Origin of the sequence: Bartonella sp. WD16.2 (assembly GCF_002022505.1) — a bacterium.
GTDB lineage: Bacteria > Pseudomonadota > Alphaproteobacteria > Rhizobiales > Rhizobiaceae > Bartonella.
The window spans coordinates 358,498-377,919 of record NZ_CP019781.1 but is presented as its reverse complement, the minus strand read 5'-3'; the positions used below and the strand labels follow the sequence as shown (position 1 = coordinate 377,919).

The 19,422-nt window shown below is 33.8% G+C and carries 14 protein-coding genes and 1 tRNA gene; 4 read left to right on the top strand and 11 right to left on the bottom strand.

What is annotated here, in order from left to right:
• Nucleotides 1–274: 274 nt before the first annotated feature.
• The 4 genes from BWD162_RS01325 to BWD162_RS01310 all read right to left on the bottom strand — a co-directional run bounded on the left by BWD162_RS01325 (nt 275) and on the right by BWD162_RS01310 (nt 4,652).
• The gene (locus BWD162_RS01325; RefSeq protein WP_078705115.1) at nt 275–1,687 is read right to left on the bottom strand and encodes a sensor histidine kinase; all 1,413 of its coding nucleotides are present in this window, start codon (nt 1,685–1,687) and stop codon (nt 275–277) included.
• Complete coding sequence (locus BWD162_RS01320) at nt 1,684–2,352, bottom strand: response regulator transcription factor (protein WP_078705114.1); 669 nt, start codon at nt 2,350–2,352, stop codon at nt 1,684–1,686. Before BWD162_RS01320 ends, BWD162_RS01325 begins: the two co-directional genes overlap by 4 nt.
• A 20-nt stretch (nt 2,353–2,372) precedes the next feature.
• Nucleotides 2,373–2,609 (bottom strand): hypothetical protein, encoded by a 237-nt coding sequence (locus BWD162_RS01315; RefSeq protein ID WP_078705113.1) that lies wholly within the window; start codon nt 2,607–2,609, stop codon nt 2,373–2,375.
• A gap of 1,188 nt (nt 2,610–3,797) precedes the next feature.
• Nucleotides 3,798–4,652: a peptidoglycan-binding domain-containing protein gene (locus BWD162_RS01310; protein WP_078705112.1), complete on the bottom strand. Its 855-nt coding sequence runs from the start codon at nt 4,650–4,652 to the stop codon at nt 3,798–3,800.
• A gap of 1,234 nt (nt 4,653–5,886) precedes the next feature.
• On the opposite strand from BWD162_RS01310, the gene BWD162_RS01305 reads away from it, so the two are divergent.
• On the top strand, nt 5,887–6,270 hold the full coding sequence (locus BWD162_RS01305) for a DUF5330 domain-containing protein (protein WP_078705111.1): 384 nt from the start codon (nt 5,887–5,889) through the stop codon (nt 6,268–6,270).
• A 109-nt stretch (nt 6,271–6,379) separates the two neighbouring features.
• Nucleotides 6,380–6,787 carry a SufE family protein gene (locus BWD162_RS01300; protein ID WP_078705110.1) on the top strand — a complete coding sequence of 136 codons (408 nt, stop codon included), beginning with the start codon at nt 6,380–6,382 and terminating at the stop codon, nt 6,785–6,787.
• Between the two features lie 112 nt (nt 6,788–6,899).
• On the opposite strand, the gene BWD162_RS01295 is transcribed toward BWD162_RS01300, so the two are convergent.
• The gene (locus BWD162_RS01295) at nt 6,900–7,337 is read right to left on the bottom strand and encodes a MucR family transcriptional regulator (protein ID WP_078705109.1); all 438 of its coding nucleotides are present in this window, start codon (nt 7,335–7,337) and stop codon (nt 6,900–6,902) included.
• Nucleotides 7,338–8,210: 873 nt separating this feature from the next.
• Between BWD162_RS01295 and BWD162_RS01290 the strand changes: the two genes are divergently transcribed.
• Entirely contained in the window at nt 8,211–10,307 is a 2,097-nt protein-coding gene (locus tag BWD162_RS01290) for a S9 family peptidase (RefSeq protein ID WP_078705108.1), read from the top strand.
• An 81-nt stretch (nt 10,308–10,388) separates the two neighbouring features.
• Here BWD162_RS01290 and BWD162_RS01285 read toward each other — a convergent pair whose 3' ends face one another.
• The 5 genes from BWD162_RS01285 to BWD162_RS01265 all read right to left on the bottom strand — a co-directional run bounded on the left by BWD162_RS01285 (nt 10,389) and on the right by BWD162_RS01265 (nt 16,804).
• Nucleotides 10,389–10,991, bottom strand: coding sequence for a superoxide dismutase (locus BWD162_RS01285; RefSeq protein WP_078705107.1), 603 nt, complete (start codon nt 10,989–10,991; stop codon nt 10,389–10,391).
• Between the two features lie 330 nt (nt 10,992–11,321).
• Nucleotides 11,322–11,396 (bottom strand) — tRNA-Gln (locus tag BWD162_RS01280).
• A 1,308-nt stretch (nt 11,397–12,704) separates the two neighbouring features.
• Nucleotides 12,705–15,371 (bottom strand): pyruvate, phosphate dikinase, encoded by a 2,667-nt coding sequence (gene ppdK / locus BWD162_RS01275; RefSeq protein ID WP_078705106.1) that lies wholly within the window; start codon nt 15,369–15,371, stop codon nt 12,705–12,707.
• A 196-nt stretch (nt 15,372–15,567) separates the two neighbouring features.
• Nucleotides 15,568–16,212, bottom strand: a complete 645-nt coding sequence (locus BWD162_RS01270) for a DsbA family protein (protein ID WP_078705105.1) — start codon at nt 16,210–16,212, stop codon at nt 15,568–15,570.
• 91 nt (nt 16,213–16,303) lie between these two features.
• Nucleotides 16,304–16,804 (bottom strand): DUF721 domain-containing protein, encoded by a 501-nt coding sequence (locus BWD162_RS01265; RefSeq protein ID WP_078705104.1) that lies wholly within the window; start codon nt 16,802–16,804, stop codon nt 16,304–16,306.
• A gap of 74 nt (nt 16,805–16,878) precedes the next feature.
• On the opposite strand from BWD162_RS01265, the gene mutY reads away from it, so the two are divergent.
• Nucleotides 16,879–17,937 (top strand): A/G-specific adenine glycosylase, encoded by a 1,059-nt coding sequence (gene mutY, locus BWD162_RS01260; protein WP_078705103.1) that lies wholly within the window; start codon nt 16,879–16,881, stop codon nt 17,935–17,937.
• A gap of 81 nt (nt 17,938–18,018) precedes the next feature.
• On the opposite strand, the gene BWD162_RS01255 is transcribed toward mutY, so the two are convergent.
• Nucleotides 18,019–19,155: a site-specific DNA-methyltransferase gene (locus tag BWD162_RS01255; RefSeq protein WP_078705102.1), complete on the bottom strand. Its 1,137-nt coding sequence runs from the start codon at nt 19,153–19,155 to the stop codon at nt 18,019–18,021.
• Between the last annotated feature and the right edge of the window lie 267 nt (nt 19,156–19,422).

The following is a 19,422-nucleotide window of genomic DNA, read 5'->3' as shown; positions in this document are numbered from 1 at the left end:
ATTTTTACAAAATTTTGTAATGACCCGCCCTAAAAATCACTAAAGAAACCCCATGAGAACAAAACCACTTTTGCATTATGATTGAGCAAAATTCATCACTAATTTTACTCATATATACAAAGCTATAATAAAGATTCCACTTGTAGATCCTTATTGTATACAAACACCACCCTAACATACAAAAAATAACTTTTTTGCCTCAATGCATTGTATGAAAATACTAATTTCCATTCCATTCGTTAATTGCCAATATATACCCCTAGAAAAAATATATTTACCGCCTTGGCAATAAAACTTTTGTATATAATCCACCCAATTTAGAACGTGATAAAGAAAGACTTCCCCCATATTCACTGACTATATCTGAAACAATTGCTAATCCTAATCCCGTTCCCGGTTTACTTTCATCAAGTCGCTGTCCTCTTTTAAAAGCTTTATCCATTTGTTCTTCTGTTAAACCAGGACCATCATCCTCGATAATGATATTAAAGAATGCTTCCCCTTCAACATCCTCTTCTAAACCACAGCAAATTAAAATTTTGGTGCGAGACCATTGAGCAGCATTTTCAATTAAATTACCGACAATTTCCTCTAAATCTTCCCTCTCACCAGAAAAAACAATATCACCAATATCCATGATAAATTGAATATGTTTATCAGGATTGAGCTTTTCCATGACCCGTACCAAACGATCAAGCACTTTGCGAACAGATGTGTGATAAATAATACTGTTGCACTGCGCTGCAATCCGAGAACGTTGTAGATAATGATTGATTTGAGCCTGCATTATTTTAGTTTGTTCACACAATAAAACAGCCTGTTTTCCACTCATTTTATCAGTCTCGTTCATGATAACCGATAAAGGTGTTTTCAACGAATGAGCAAGATTACCAACCTGCATCCGAAATCGTTCAATAATACGCTGATTATTATTAATAAGAGCATTCATTTCTTGCACCAATGGCATAACTTCGCTCAATAAATTCATATTGACATAATCAGCTTTGCCTTCACGAATATCATTCAATGTTTGTCTAATTCGTTTCAATGGTTGAAAACTAAAAAAAATAACAGCAATATTGATAAGGACACTGCCTATACCAAAGCCCCAAAGAAAAATTTGTAAAGTTCGCTTGAATTCTTTCACTTGCGCATGCGCTTCATCAATATTTCCAATGAGACGAAAGCGTGCAACCCTATTTTGATTATCTAAAACAATATCGCTTTCAATAACCTGTAGGTTCTTACCATCATCCCCTTTTATTCGATAAGAACGAAAGAATTGATTGTCAAAAGGTACATCAACATCGCTTGGTGAAAAAAATTTTTTAGTTCTTAATGATAGCGACATCAATCTTCCATGCAAATCAGGTGATACAGCAACTACTTCCCAATACCACCCTGATGTAGGATCTGAATAACGAATATCATCAAATCCAAGACCTCCTTTTAAATACCCCTCAGGTGTTACAGTTACAGTCGCAATAAGGCTATAAAGCTGAGCAGAAAGGATACGACATAGACTTTGTTCACTTGAACGTTGATAAAATAAAATACTGATTGCTGAAATAGACGAAACCGAAATAGTAACCCATAATGTAGACAAAATCATAACACGTAAGCTGAGAGAATTACCAACAAAATAAAAGAACTTCTTAAGCTGGCTATTGTTCTTCAAAGCTGTCATTTATCACCTAATGTTTTCACCCGATAACCCATTCCACGAATAGTCTCTATCAAATCTACCCCAAGCTTTTTTCGTAACCGCCCCACAAAAACTTCAATCGTATTTGAATCTTTATCAAAATCCTGATCATAAAGATGTTCGATAAGTTCTGTCCTTGAAATAATTTGATCACAATGGTGCATAAGATAAGAAAGAAGTCTAAACTCATGCGATGTCAATTTAACCAATTGACCATCGACAAAAACACGAGAAGTCTTAGTATCCAACAAAACACTCCCACAGGATAATGAATTTGTTGCATGGCCTGCAGCTCGACGAATTAATGCCCGTAACCGTGCTATTACCTCCTCTATATGAAATGGCTTAACAACATAATCATCCGCACCTGCATCAATGCCAAGTACTTTATCAGACCAGCGATCGCGTGCTGTTAGCATTAAAACAGGCATTAAAAACCCCTCTTGGCGCCATTTCTCAACAACACGAATCCCATCCATGCGTGGTAAACCAATATCAAGGATCACAGCATCATAAGGCTCTGTACTTCCTAAAAAATAAGCTTCCTCACCATCAAAAACACAATCAAAAACATATCCTGCATTTTTCAAAGCTTCTGCTAGTTGATAATTGAGATCTCGATCATCTTCAACAATTAGAATGCGCATCACTATACCTGCACAAAAAATTAATCAGCAGGAATAACAACTTCAACACGACGTGGTCTCTTACCATTATGAGCAGGCACTACAATTACAACCACGCACATATTCTCGCCATCTTGCACAATTGGCGTTGAGCGCGTCAACGTCCCGCCTTGATAGCTAGCAATTCTTTTACCCACCTCAGCACAATCGGCAGCTAAAACAGAATCCACACCAATGATATTTAAGCACATTATGAATAAGAAAATTTTTTCTATCATAAATAGCTTATAATCTACTTTACCTGAATAGAAAATGAACAATAGAATTTTTTATTTACGCAAAATCATAAAGTAGTACCTGACGTACAACAACAAATTAAAAATTCGGACTTATCCTAACTTATATGATACCTTAATTATCTCTACAACAGCATAACACACATTTGCTACTGCTCTATGCAATAGAACAAATTCTTATCAAGAAATTAAAGCCCTGATTAAATTTATTCACGCTTCTCTTTTTAAAGATCTATACTTATTATTGTTCATATTTATATTTTATTGTTAGCGTTTTATTGTGCACGAAACAATATATAAACGTAGCTTGAAAAGTAGAAAAACCCTATCAACTTGTTGATCTAGATTCAAATGGTCCTACTCACTAACATATTGATCCCTTTTCTTCTTAAAGGCTATTAAATTTAATCTTGAAAAGAGTTCTGCTTATTTAACGAGTCTAGAAGATAATACAATTTTGACCACTATCAATCTCCACACATAAAGATATTATTTTCTACAACTTTAACGCCTGAATAGTGCTCTACATTATACCCAATCTTATCATTGAGAACTCTATATAAATAATAAAAGTGATATTATTTAATTTTTGTGACTTAAAAACTGAATACAATTTGCATTGCTCTTATGTATTTTCTCCCTTCCCTACTTGTAAAAAATCTCTCTTCATCTGCAACTTTTTACAATGAACAAAAATCAATCATCCTTCAATTGCACAATAATTCTATTTCTATTAAGAGTAAATAGAAGCGTACTAGAATGATAATTTTCAATTTTGATCAACTCCAAATAGAAATCACATATAGCTTCTCGTTTTCATTTTTCGATAACCTAAAATCTTTGCCTCAAATCAAAAAGCTTTAATAATAATACTTATAGATACCCTATTTTGAACAATAAAATTATCTTATACAAATGCAAATCAATAAGCATTCTTATAACTACAAACAAAACTAAAATTGCCTCTTGCTTTACTTAAAATATGCTATGTTCAATAGCATTCTGAGCTCTATTTCTAATAGAACAAATAAGAGCAGATATCCAAAAATTCTAGATAAACGATATTTATATTACTTTTAAAAATTCTAGTCTCAATTTATTTCTATGGAATTCAAACTATAAGTTATAAAACCTAAATCAAAAATAAGAAATCTATAGAAAGATTTATTTTCAACTCAGCAAACCAACTTCACGCATTTTGAGTAAAACTCTACGATCAATTTTACCTGTTATGGGAAGATTAAACATTTTTTGAAACTGTTTTAAAGCACGCATAGTTTTTTCATCTTCTATGCCAGTGATTGTTACCTCTTGGTTCCCAAAAATACGTAAAGCCTCCTGTACCTGTATGATATCTGTAACAAGAGGCTTTAAAACAATTTTCTCTGAATGAGTTAAATCACTTGTTGCTATTGGATTATTTGTCATCTCTACTTCGCTACGCTTAACAAGCACAGAAACTTCATTTCTTGAACTTTTCGATACAAAATCTTTTTGCACTGGCAAAGCTCTATTAGCAGTTTGTTGTTTCCATAGCTCTATAGCGTGACGCATCTTGAGGTTATCTACACCGTCTAAAGGACCATCATACAATCCAAGTTTTGCTAATTCTTTTTGTATTTCCAACAAATCCTCTGGTAAAGTGCTCTGTAAAGAATTGAAAAATGAACTTTGATGCAAACTCTTTTCAGCAGGTACAGGAACAACAAAAGTATTTTCTTGAAATGTAGCGCGTTCTTTAAGTAAAATAAAATTCTGTATAACAGTCGGAACCGCCGTTAAGCTCATTTCAATAAAGCTATCCTGACGCGTTTTTATTTGTGAAAATAAAGTATTGAAAGCAAAAAATCCAAAACTAATACTGAAAAAGAAAAAGCCTATAACCAATAAAGCATTTATGCGCGTACGACGATAAAACCATTTTACTAACCAAAGCAGAAAACGGCAATTTATTAAGAAAAATGTTATAATAATACTACGCTTTTTTACGACTTTCGTTTTGCGCGTTTTTTGTTTTTTTGCCATTATTTTAATTTTTTATTTTTAACTGTAATTGCTTTCCATATAAAATCAAACTTATTATAATTTTCATCCAGAAAAGCACACCTACTGCCACCATTTTGTGCTTTTTAAAGCGAGACTAAATATGCTTGCTATACCAATATACAAATTTACAAACACAATAAGGCAAATCTTAATCCACCTTTCTCAACTTCACATGCCACAATATTTTTAGCAATGCGTAAAGAGACATCCAGCTTTTATAACATTTTTTATCCCAATCTTACTATTGCGTGTAAATACCCCCCCAAACAAAACTATCTTAACAACGTTGTATCTATAAATTACACCTTTCTTATGCTTATATGCTATAGTATTTGATAATCACATTGAGATATTATAATATCAAAAATCAATTTTATAGCATATATCTGCTTAGAAGACTTATTATGAACTTACATCCTTAACGTAACGATTTTATCAATACAATTTTCAAATATAGTATCATATATTAATATCAATCTTATTCATTAATATCCTGATCAATCTTATAAGATTCATTTCAGATTCTATTTACAACGCCTAAAAAGTAAAAATCTATTTAACCTGCTCACCGTAAATGTACGTTTATCTTTTCGGCTTTTCATTCTTCTTCAATATAAGTCATAAAATTAGTACCGCCTAAAACAACAACAAACAATCGAAAAAACAGTCAAAAAATACTGACATGAAAGACCGTTATCTAGATTTACATCACTCATTAAATAGAATAAAAATAAAATATATAATTTACCTTATGAATACGAATTACGTGTGTCCTTTTTACATTTACCCAAATCATCTAAAAAAATGTAATATCCAGCTTAAGATACATAGAATCCATTATAATACTTAAGGTTTGAAATTTTCTTTCATAATAAAACGTTAAAACAAATAGCTATATAATATTTTGAATAGCAATCATTACTCTAATTCAAAACTGTGATTATTTATCATGTTCTCTTTCGAACTGTATTTATTCTTATGTATTTACTAAAATAAGAGAATTTTTATAAAATAAATTGAACCTCTATTTTTTTATGAAAAGAAAATAAATAACGCCTGTATGATTATATCATATATTTTTGCAATAAAATTAATAATACGATTTTAGAAATGAATGCAAAATTTTATACAATCAGTGTTATATAAATCTTTCATCAAGGAAAATAACATAAATTTATTTTTATCATTTGTAACTACAGTATGTTGGTGCTCTATGATACGTTTTTTAATCAAATCGGCATTTTTTTTATTTGTCATTTTTATAGTTATTTCATTTTTTTCCGCAAAACCAAAGAATAATCACTCTCCCACCCTAGAAGACAATATAACAGTGAGCGATGCAATTATTGCTTTTAAAAATACAATTACTGATTTAGGAAAATTCTGTGAACGTAATGTAGAAGTCTGTAAAACTGGAAAATCTTTGTTTAATCCACTTGGTGAACGCGCACGTGATGGTGCAAAAATAGCCTATGAATACCTTGATAGTATATTTAGTAATAAAAGCACTATTCAATCTGAAAATACTACCTCAGAAAATGATGCTTTACCCCTCACAGAAAAACAGATCAAACAAGATTATATAGAATTACCTTAAAACAAAAACTCTTAACCTGTACCGTTTTTTGTATTTTACAAGAAAGAGATGCGTATCTGTCAACTAAATGTACTATACAATCACCAGAAACAAAACAAGGATTGAAGTTATGGCAGAAACGATTGATGATATCATAGAAAACTTTTCCTTTCTTGATAACTGGGAAGATCGTTATCGTTATATTATTGAACTGGGAAACGAATTACCGCCTTTTCCAGAAAGTGCAAGAAATGATGCTCACAAAGTTCCTGGTTGTGTTAGTAAAGTATGGCTTTTATTTTCACGTGACAACTCAGAAGATCCTACATTAACATTTCAAGGCGATTCCGATTCCCATATTGTTCGTGGACTAATTTATATTCTTTTCGCCTTCTATTCAGGTAAAAAAGCTTCTGAAATTCGTATAGCTGATACTGAAGGACTAGTTAAAACACTCGGCTTAAATGAACAGCTAACACCACAACGATCGAATGGTTTTAAATCCATGATTGAACGAATTCGTACCGAAAGCTATTGATAATCTCTAAAACTTTCACACTAACAACCATATAAACCGCTTCATAAAAACATATTTTCTAAAAAAATATCCTTAGACGTTAAATCTGAAGAGCACTTTTTTAAAAATATGATTACTTAGTTTTCTTTTTTTGGCGTTTGCGCCCAAGCCCCATTTCCTTAGCTAAAGTTGAACGAGCCTTTGCATAATTAGGCGCAACCATAGGATAAGAGCTATCCAATTGCCATTTTTCACGATAATCCTCAGGCGACATTTTATAATGTGTCATCAAATGACGCTTTAAAGATTTAAACTTCTTTCCATCTTCAAGACAAATAAGATAATCGGGAAAAATCGAACGTTTTGGATTAACAGCAGGCCTTTGCTTTTCAACTCCAGCTTCTGCTGATGCAGCATTCCCCACTTTCAAAAAAGCAGCGTGAACATCAGCAATTAGACCTGGCACTTCAGTCGGCCGAATTGAATTATTACTTACATAAGCAGCAACAATATCAGCAACTAACGTAATAACTAAATTGCTTTCAGTCTCTAGGACTGGGTGATGTTCCATCCTTGTTTCCTTTAATTTTTAGAATTGAGGCAATATTCGCATTTACACTCATGATATTGAAATTTTAATGCATATAAGTTTCATATTGTACAAAAATCTTTTTTGTCAATTCAATTATTTTATAAAATCATCTCAACACAGAAAAAACAAATAAACTCCTCTTTTTTGACATATTATATTATAAAAATTCAACATGTTCCTTTTATGAGGTAATTTTGTGTTATAAAATATCATCTATAAACATAAATATAGCATAAAATTAGTTATTTTTCATTGAATTTATAAAGATATTTAATACAAAATTATGATATATAGAATGAGTTTTTTATTAAACAATGATAGTTTTACAGTTTTGTATTCACCATACAAATCTCAATCCTGATATAAATAAATAACTTTTTCTGAATACAAAAAGTGCCTTAAATAATTTTCTAATTTCAATAAAAAAGAACACGGTGAACAAAATAAAAAATCAAAAACGTATAAAGCCAACTAAAAATAATGTGGTAATTAATACCTGAGAAACATAACGTCACATCTTAACACAATATCCAAAGAATTTTTCTATTCAGATTTTGGTATCCCTATTCTTAGTATATTTTTTGTATATCTAATAGAGATTTACTGCGCTGTGGAGAAGTCAAATTCAATTTTAATACTGACTATTTTAAAACCCATTAACAAAAATATCATTATCTTGATAGCAGATAATATCTATAACATACGACGAATAAAAATACGTTCATAAACTGTAAAAATTCACTTAACCATGTTTTACACGCAAATTAGAATTTACAAGTTCACGCTACTTGCGTGAATGATGTTACTCTAACATATGAACAAAACCATTAAGATCTTTTAAATAGGACTATGATGACTCATCTACCTAAACTTCCCCCAAAAGCACTGAAAATCATTTATAAAAAGATGTATCACGGTATTTACCGCAATGATCCTTACCATTGGCTGCGTGCATCTAATTGGCAAGATGTTTTAAAAAATCCTAGCTGCCTTGACGAAAATATTCGACGCCATCTTGAAGAAGAAAATGCTTATCAAACCTCTCAAATGGCTGATACAAAAACATTACAAAATCTCCTTTTTTCAGAAATGAAAAGCCGCATTCAAGAAAATGATAGTTCCGTTCCTATAAAACGTGGTCCTTTTGCCTATGGGTTATGCTATAAAACTGGTGGAGAACAGCCACACTATTTTCGTACACCAAGAAATGGAGGTAAAAAAAACATTTACCTTAATGGTGACGTTTTGGCTGAAGGCAAAGATTATTTTAATCTTGGCTCAGTCCATATATCTCCTGACCATACACATGTTGCGTGGACCTATGATGATAAGGGTTCTGAATTCTATACAGCTAAAATTCGCAGCTTTAAAACATTATCTGACTACACAGATACAATCATAAATACATCCGGACAACTCGTCTGGGACGCCAAATCTGAAGGCTTTTTCTATACTAAAATGGACAATAACCACCGCCCCTCAGAACTTTATTACCACCAATTAAACACTGACGCATCTCAAGATAAACTTATTTTTCATGAAGATAACCCCGGATTTTTCTTACATGTAAGCGGTTCTAAACTTAATGACGTTATCTATATTAATATTCATGACCATGAAACATCAGAAACCTGGCTTATCCCTGCTAAAGCACCCCTTACAGCACCCCAATGTGTACAAAAACGACAAAAGGGCATTGAATATTCACTTACAGAAGGAGGCGATGTTTTTTATATTCTTACCAATCAGGATAATGCAAAAGACTTTAAAATCATGGTCGCCCCATATTCATCTCCACAATCAGAAAACTGGTCTGAGCTTGTACCCCATCAACCCGGACGACTGATCCTATCTCACGATGCCTATCAAGATTTTCTTATTTGGTTTGAACAATTTGAAGGGCTTCCTTCTATACAACTCATGGAGCGCTCAACCAAACAAATTCATTCTATTGCCTTTACAGAAGAAGCATATTCTTTAGATCTACAAGGAGCTGCAGAATATAATAGCCAAACCATTCGTTTTGCTTATTCATCTATGACAACGCCTAATCAAATTTTTGATTATGAAGTAAAAAATCGTAAACGAGTGCTTTTAAAAATACAAAAAATCCCTTCTGGGCATAATAAAGACAACTATGTAACACGGCGTATTACAGCAATTGCAAATGATGGTGAAAAAATTCCTATTTCTCTTATTTACCATAAAACTACCGCACTTAATGGTAGTGCACCTTGTCTACTTTACGGTTATGGCGCTTATGGATTCTCTATTCCTGCAAGTTTTAATAGTAATGTACTTTCGTTAGTCAATAGAGGCTTTATCTATGCTATTGCTCATATTCGTGGTGGAAAAGAAAAAGGCACTGAGTGGTATGAAAAAGGAAAACATTTTTTAAAACACAACACATTTAATGATTTTATTGCTTGTGCACGTCATCTTGTAAATCATAAATTTACTGCTCATGACCGGCTAATCGCCCAAGGTGGCTCAGCAGGAGGAATGCTGATGGGAGCTATAGCAAATCTAGCTCCTCAAGATTTTGCCGGCATCGTCGCTAATGTCCCTTTTGTTGATGTTTTAACAACAATGCTAGATGCTTCATTGCCCTTAACGCCTCCAGAATGGTCTGAATGGGGTAACCCTCTTGAATCAAAAGAAGACTATAACCTTATCGCTTCTTATTCACCCTATGATAACATCAAACACCAAGAATATCCCCCTATTCTTGCCATTGCAGGATTAACAGACCCCCGTGTAACCTATTGGGAACCTGCGAAATGGGTAGCAAAACTGCGTGATCTTAAAACAGATGATAATACAATTTTATTGCGTATAAATATGGATTCAGGTCATGCAGGTGCGGCTGGACGTTTTTTAAAATTGGAAGAAACCGCATATATATACGCATATATCCTAAAAATAGTTGGAAAAATTATTGATAATTAAACACCTAGCTAATAAAGACCCCATAATTCAATAAATTATGAAGCCTTTATTCTTTATAGGATAAATAGCTCTATAAACTGCTTAAAATCCGCAATTTTCATACAGCTCCAAAACATAATCCCAATTAATTAAATGATCCACAAAAGCCTCAAGATATTTCGGGCGTGCATTACGGTAATCAATGTAATAAGAATGCTCCCACACATCAACACCTAAAATAGGTTGAGCATCATAAATCAGAGGGTTTTCGCCATTGGGTGTTTTCATAATCTCAAGCTTGCCATCTTTAATAGCTACCCACGCCCAACCAGAACCAAATTGAGTACTACCAGCTGCAATAAAATCTGTACGAAATTTCTCATAGCCACCAAGATCAGATTCAATAGCCTTTGTTAATTTTCCAGGTAGTTTCTGGCCACCACCATTTTTTTTCATCCAATTCCAAAAGTGGTGATGATTATAAGATTGAGCTGCATTATTAAACAAACCAGGATTTTTACCAAAACTTTCCTTAATAATATTTTCAAGGCTCTTATTTTCTAAACCTAAATCTTTTACCAAATTATTTGTATTGGTAAGGTAAGCGAAATGATGCTTATCACGATGGTATTCAAGCGTCTCACGTGACATATAAGGTAAAAGGGCGTCATAATCATAAGACAATTCAGCTAATTCAAAAGCCATTTTAAAAATCTCCTCGATTCTAATTATTAAGCTCTCTCTCAAAATCTATTTTGGCACTTACAGCACCCAAAAGCAAATGTTATTGAAGATTTGTTTACAATCAATTTAGCTTTAAAAGCCATTTTGATAAATCAACTAAAAACTAATGAGAAACTACATATTATAATGGCACCAATAAAAAATATGCCGGATCAATTTATAGAAAATTGTTCTCCTACTAAGTCATTAAAAAACAATCAAAAAAGTGCGAGATAACGAAAAATAAGATAATAGAATCAATAAGCACAAATTTCCTTATCTTTACAATAACCGATTTACTTCATTGATATTTGGCTGGGGTACCTGGATTCGAACCAGGGAGTGCCGGTACCAAAAACCGGTGCCTTACCGCTTGGCTATACCCCAAAAAAAGAAAACTATTATACTACGCTCGCGCCTTATACAGATTCTTGTAATTGTACGCAATATCTGAAAGCTAAAGCTTTCATTTTTCTTCTTATAAAAGCTTTCTAATCATTACAATAACATAGATTAATACACCACAAATATTAAAAGAACTCCACTCAAAAAATCTATACGTTTATTTTTTGATTAAATAGTTTTAGTTCATATTATAGCTATTATAGTTTTTTAGTATAAAATATTGTCATTTCACAGTGTAAAACTTGTAATACTTTTCCATCATTTATAAATACAAATACTTCAAAATACACTGATTCATAAATTTAACTATTATTGATTTTAATATTTAAAATCAAAATTTAGCATACTTTTCATACGATTGATAACATCTCAATTACACTATATTTATCACATAACAATAACAAAGAAACACTTAAAAATACAGTAAATTATATAAAGTTTTAGTGTATAAAAACAGTACTTTTTCTTTTAGTTAATCATATTATAGATAAATATTATCGCAATTGGGTTTAGAAAATTCAATAGAAGAGCACGTGCTATCATTAAATAAACTTCTCATACGTAACGATACTACTTACTCCCAACTATAAAATTGCTTTCCATAAATCATCCCTCCTTCTAAGATATTGAAATATGCTCAGAAAACTTCAATAATAAAAATTTCTAAAACAGATAGTATAAAAAATTTGGAACTTTATGTATTAGTTTGGATCCATCGTGGATGGGGGAAGCAAAACAAACAAAAACTAAATGAGCAGCATTAATGAAGTAACAGTAACTAATAAATATTACCCCCTTAGAGATTCTATCCCACTATGAGTACTATATAGTCACAAATTATAAAGCGCTTTTACAAAAAACTCTCTTCCAATTTCGTATCCTATGGAGAGATTTTATTCACATGACACAAGTAAATACTTATTTATAAGATCATATATACTCTACACAACGTTCATTTTGGTAGTTGTTGGCAATTTATAAGTGCATTTTTGTCTCTTTTTAATATATTCACCTGCTATTTTACAGGTAAAAAACATCACTATTAGCATTCAATAAAAACCTGTAATCTAATAATACCTTAATATTATGCATTATAAGACACGGTATGTATGCATAACATGCTATTGTACCTTAATCTTTTTCATAAAACACATCAAAAGCAATGCTGTCTTCTATATACATAACTCAAACAAGACACCTTAAGAAATTGTTTTCTACCTTTAGCAATGTATTAAAATATTATCCCAATATACCAAAACCATTAAAGTAAAGAATGATATCTTTAGATTCTTATACCTTTTGGGAAATTGCTGCTTGTGCCGCAGCTAAACGTGCAATTGGTACTCGAAAAGGTGAACATGAAACATAATCTAAGTTATTTGCCTCACACAAAGCAATAGAATCAGGGTCTCCTCCATGTTCACCACAAATACCTAATTTAATTTTTGCACGCTGAGAACGACCACGTTGCGCAGCAATAGCGATAAGCTCCCCTACTCCATCACGATCAATTGATACGAAAGGATCTTGTTCCAAAATTTTTTTCTGAAAATATGTTGCTAAAAAAGGAGCTGCATCATCACGTGAAATACCAAAAGTGGTTTGTGTCAGATCGTTTGTTCCAAACGAAAAAAATTCTGCAGTTTCAGCAATCTCATCTGCACGAAGAGCTGCTCTTGGTAGCTCAATCATAGTCCCAACTATATACTGGATATCCTTTCCCTTTTCTCTCATTACTGTACTAGCTACATCGTCAATACAGGTTTTCACAAAATCCAATTCAGATTTAAGTGCAACAAGCGGTATCATAATTTCAAGCATAACAGGAGATCCAGACTTTTGAGCAGCATCTGCCGCCGCTTCAAAAATTGCTCGTGCCTGCATTTCAGCAATTTCAGGGTAAGTAATGATCAAACGACATCCTCGTAACCCAAGCATAGGATTAAATTCATGTAGTTGCTGCGCCCGCTCGGAAATAATTTCAGCAGGAATTCCCATAGCCATTGCAACATCAAGAATTTCTGCATCCGTTTTTGGTAAAAACTCATGCAAAGGAGGATCCAAAAAACGGATAGTGACAGGTAAACCAGACATAATTTCAAACAATTCTGCAAAATCTGACCGTTGCATTGGCAAAAGCTTATCCAATGCTTTACGACGTCCATCTTGATCATTGCTTAAAATCATTTCACGCATAACAACAATACGTTCATCAACAAAAAACATATGCTCAGTACGACAAAGACCAATACCTTCAGCTCCAAAAGAACGCCCCATACGTGCATCAGATGGTGTTTCAGCATTAACACGGATTTTCATACGCCGTATTTTATCAGCCCATTCCATTAATTGAGCAAAGTCTCCACAAAGCTCGGGTTGCAACATTGCAACCTTTCCTTTAAGAATTTCTCCACTTGCACCATCAATTGTAATGACATCTCCTTTTTGAAAAGTCTCTCCCGAAACAATCATTGTGTTTGTGGTATAATCAATCCGTACACTACCTGCACCAGAAATACAGGGCTTTCCCATACCACGTGCTACAACAGCAGCGTGACTTGTCATGCCACCGCGTGTTGTTAAAATTCCTTCTGCAGCGTGCATACCATGAATGTCTTCTGGGCTTGTTTCCACACGCACCAAAATAACCTTACGGCCTTTTTTTGATGCTGCTTCTGCCTCTTCTGAAGTAAAAACAATTTCACCAGTTGCTGCACCTGGAGAAGCAGGTAAACCACGTGCTATAACAAAACGAGTCGCCTTGGGATCAAGAGTTGGATGTAAAAGTTGATCAAGAGATTTTGGTTCAATGCGCATCACCGCCTCTTCACAACTGATCAACCCCTCTTCAACCATTTCTACTGCCATTTTTAAGGCTGCACGTGCTGTTCGCTTCCCCGAGCGAGTTTGTAAAATCCATAATTTACCTTTTTCAATTGTAAATTCAAGATCTTGCATATCACGGTAATGCTTTTCAAGTTTCTGTGCAATTTGACAAAACCTTAAAAAAGCTTCCGGCATAATTTTTTCTAGTGATGGCTTATTCGAACCAGCAGCAATCCGTGCAACCTCAGTGATATTTTGTGGAGTACGAATACCTGCTACAACATCCTCACCTTGTGCATTGACTAAAAACTCACCGTAAAGCTCTTTTTCCCCTGTCGATGGATTGCGTGTAAAAGCAACACCTGTTGCAGAATCTTCACCCATATTACCAAACACCATGGCCTGCACATTAACTGCTGTCCCCCAGTTTTCAGGAATATTGTGCAAACGACGATAAGTGATTGCACGAGTAGTCATCCAACTTGAAAAAACCGCACCAATTGCACCCCACAGTTGCTTTTCAGGATCTTGCGGAAAAGGCTCACCTAACTTTTCTTCAACATATGCTTTGTAAGAAATAATAACGTTTTTCCAATCAGTGGCTGTCATTTCTGTATCGACATCATAACCGTTGAATACTTTTACCTCATCAAGAATCTCTTCAAAGCACGAATGATCCAAACCTAAAACAACATTGGAATACATTTGGATAAAACGGCGATAACTGTCATAAGCAAAGCGTTCATTACTAGTCTGCAAAGCGATTGCTTTCACTGTCTCATCATTCATACCAAGATTAAGAATTGTATCCATCATCCCTGGCATAGAAGCCCGAGCCCCAGAACGAACAGAAAGTAACAGCGGTGTGCTTTTACTACCAAACTCGCGGCCTGTTTGTTCACCAATGCGTTTGAGTGCCTGCTTGACAGCTCCTTGCAATTCCTCTGGATATGCTTTGTCATGCGTATAATAAAAGTTACAAACTTCTGTTGTAATAGTGAATCCGGGAGGTACAGGTAAGCCAAGCTTACTCATTTCTGCTAAATTAGCCCCTTTGCCGCCAAGGAGATTACGCTCATTTGTGCTTCCCTCTGCGTTACCATCACCAAAACTATAAACCCATTTTGTCACTGTACAAATTCTCCTATTATCAGCATTAAAGTATCATTCGACCTAAGCTAACTATCCAAAGGAATCATTCGATCCAAAATTCGCTTAACCAAACAAAACGTTGTTTCAGAGACGCACCAAAGTAATCCTTTATAGAAAAGAAGGAGAACAGCCATAATTACCAATTGTTTATTTTCTTAGTAGAATGTGTGTGTGTTCAAAGAAAACTATCAATAATTGAGAAAAAATCTTTCTCTGACATCAAACCTTCATACTTATTACCATTAATGAAAAAGGTAGGTGTTGCTGTAACACCAAATTCTTTTCCACGCTCAAAAGATGCATTCACTTCATCTAAAATAGACTGATTTTTTAGACAAGCTTCAAAGCTCTCATCTGTAAAACCAGCTAGTGAACTAATTTTCTTCAATGGTGTTAAAGAATCCTCTACCCAAACCCACTCACTCTGTTTTTGAAACAAAACCTCTATTAAAGGAAAATAGCGATCTTCTGGTGCACATCGCGCCAACATAAAGCCTGCCGTTGCTCGAGGATCAAAAGCAAACTCCCGAAAAATAAGTTTTACTTTACCCGTTTTTATATATTTTTTTCGAATTTTGGGAAACACATTATTATAAAAATCAGCACAATGACCACAGGTAACTGAAGCATATTCAACAATAGTCACTGGTGCATTAATATCACCTTCAACTCTATCCTTACCCCCCTCAAGAAGCTTAACCATATCAACAGTTGCAACTGGTTTAACTTTACTAGCTAAGGCTGTAGTCGCACTAATCTGCACAGTTATAGCCGAAACTAAAATCACCATGCAAAATAAAGAAAAACGATAATTTAGCATAAAAAAACTTTTCTGTTATTATTAGATATGTAGAAATTCAGTGCTTTTGTATATTAAAGATAATAGTAAAAATATACAAAAATGTTTTGATTTATTTATTATTTTTTTCTGCAAAAATGCAACATCCAAGTTCATAAAGCGATTGATAGAGATTTTCATCTTCAATACATTTAAGTATTTTCTTCACGCACTGTTTATTTTTTTCATTCACAGTTGGCTCTGCTCTTATCTGCTCAGTAAGAGTTGCTATTTGCTTTTGTTCTATCTTAATACGGTCAATAGCGACATATCCAAAAAAACCATTAATTCGCTGAATCAATTCTTCTGTTTCATGGATCAATTTTAACGCAGTAAATCCTTCACATGCTATGACAAGTGTCGCAGGTTTAAAAATTTCATCTTGATTTGCACGACGTTTCCAAATAATTTTGAGTGGTATTGTAGCTTCAGCAATATCGTAGCCTACAATCTGCGACCAGTGTTCTATAAGTGCCATATTAAGTCCCGTCCGTCTGCGTAAAATCGGATCAAGCATACTGGATACTGTCTTAGAAAGAGAATGAAAATGGTGCTTTTGAGGTGTCTTGCTCATTTCATATCAGATTATTACTAAATTATAACAATTTTTTCTTTGTATTTTATATCTTCCTATGATTGAAGACAATGATGCATGAAATTTCTTCGCGCCTTCTTTCTTGGTACGATCAAAATCATCGGCATTTGCCATGGCGTATTACCCCTAAAGAACAAATGGAAGGTATTCGCCCTGATCCTTATAAAGTTTGGCTATCTGAAATCATGCTTCAACAAACAACTGTTGAAACAGTTAAACCTTATTTTAAAAAATTTCTAAAGCTCTGGCCTAATCTCTCTTCTCTATCACAAGCATCACAAGATGATATTATGAAAGCATGGGCTGGTCTTGGCTATTATTCGCGGGCACGCAACCTTAAAAATTGTGCTCATCAACTCATTGAAAACTATAAAGGTGAATTTCCTCAGTCTGTAAAAACATTACGTACTTTACCCGGTATCGGAGATTATACTGCAGCAGCTATTGCTGCAATTGCTTTCGGACACCCCGTGGCTGTTGTTGATGGTAATGTTGAACGCATTATAACCCGTTTATTTGCTATTACTTCAATATTACCTAAAGCAAAATCTGAAATAAAAGAAAAAACTCAGAAAATTACTGATTTAAACCGTCCTGGTGACTTTGCACAAGCCATGATGGATTTAGGTGCAACAATTTGCACACCACGTAAACCATCTTGTTTACTCTGCCCTCTTCAAAATCTGTGCAAAGCAAAGAAAATGCATACAACAGAAGCATTTCCAGTTAAAGCCTCTAAAAAAGCACGACCCTTTAAAACTGGCGTTGCTTTTGTAGTACTCAATAAAAATAAGCAAATTTACTTAGAAAAACAACAGAGTAACAGGCTACTCAACGGAATGACCCAAATACCCAATCATATTGGAACAAATGGTGAAAATGAACTCCAAAATGCACCTTTCCATGCCAATTGGCAATTTAAAGGACAAGTTACACATATTTTTACTCATTTTTCTCTGAAACTTGACGTCTATTGTGTCGATAGTATTAGCGAAACGAAACTCAAAAACGGCTGGTGGTGTGACATCCATGATCTTTCCAAAGAGGCACTTCCTACCGTTATGAAAAAAGCTATTTCTGTAGCAATCCCCAACTCTTTTAAACTAAAATAGCTTTGCTTGCGTAAAAGCTTTAGTATTTAATTTAGTGCTAATTTATTGAGATTTGAAAGGCAAATAAATGTGATTTATTGCTCACATAATGCCAGTTTTTAACATTTGCGAACGGATTATCATTCTTAAATCATCAATTGATTTCAACTGACCATCTTCTTCATAATACCAAAATGTCCAGCCATTACAACTTTGTGAAGCTTGAGCTTTTCTTCCCATCATATGAATAGAACCAGCTTCACCGCCATACATAATAGTACCATCAGCTTTTACAGTAGCAGATACTCGTTTCTTCCGGTCATAAAGAATCATTCCAGGATATAACAAACCTGCCTCAAGTAAATTAGTAAATGCTACACGCGGTTCTGCTTTTTTATTTGCTAAAATTGTTAACTCCGATTCAGCTAGAGGCTTAACCATAGCAATTCTTTCATGCGCTGCATCAATGTAGCTCTGCTCGCGCTCAATACCTACAAAATTACGCCCTAAAAGTTTGGCAACAGCTCCTGTCGTTCCCGAACCAAAAAATGGATCAAGAATAATATCACCTGGCTTGCTAGAGGCCATAATAACACGTGCTAATAATGTTTGAGGCTTTTGTGTTGGATGTAATTTGCGCCCTATGTCATCTTTTAAACGCTCACTGCCTGTACAAAGAGGAAAAAGCCAATCTGAACGCATTTGTATATCTTCATTAGCAGCCTTTAATGCCTTATAATTAAATGTATATTTCTTATCTTTTTGATCACGCACAGCCCAAATAAGAGTTTCATGGGCATTTTGAAAACGGCGCCCACGAAAATTAGGCATAGGATTATTTTTGCGCCAAATAATATCATTGAGTAACCAAAAACCTAAATCTTGTAATGCCGTACCTACCCGGAAAATATTATGATAAGATCCTATAACCCAAAGCGTCCCATTGGGTTTTAATACGCGACGGCAAGCCAATAACCATGCACGTGTAAAAGCATCATAAGCAGCAAAATTTTCAAATTGATCCCAGGCATCATTAACCGCATCAACACGTGAATGATCCGGACGATATAATGTATTTTCTAACTGCAAATTATAAGGTGGATCCGCAAAAATCATATCAACCGAATGCTTAGGAAGCTTTTCCAGCATTGCAACACAATCACCCTTGAGGATTTTATTACACCAGTGTGTCTGTAAAGACGTACTAACCAGCTCTTTTTGAAACTGAACAACTGTCATAAAATATTCAACAATACGAACTGAGACTATTATAGTTAAAATGATTTACGGATTTGATATTACGCCTTATATTTACAAACATAGAGTAAAAGGATCGTTAAACTATTTTAAAACTAATTGCCTTTTTTCTTTAAAATTGGGTAAAATAATTTCATATCTATTAACTTTTATTTTTCTTTTCTTCAGCGCATAGTTTAGATATTTCTTACCTTATTAAATTAATAGGACATATCCTCAAATATACTTTTATAAAAAGGATCTCTTTAT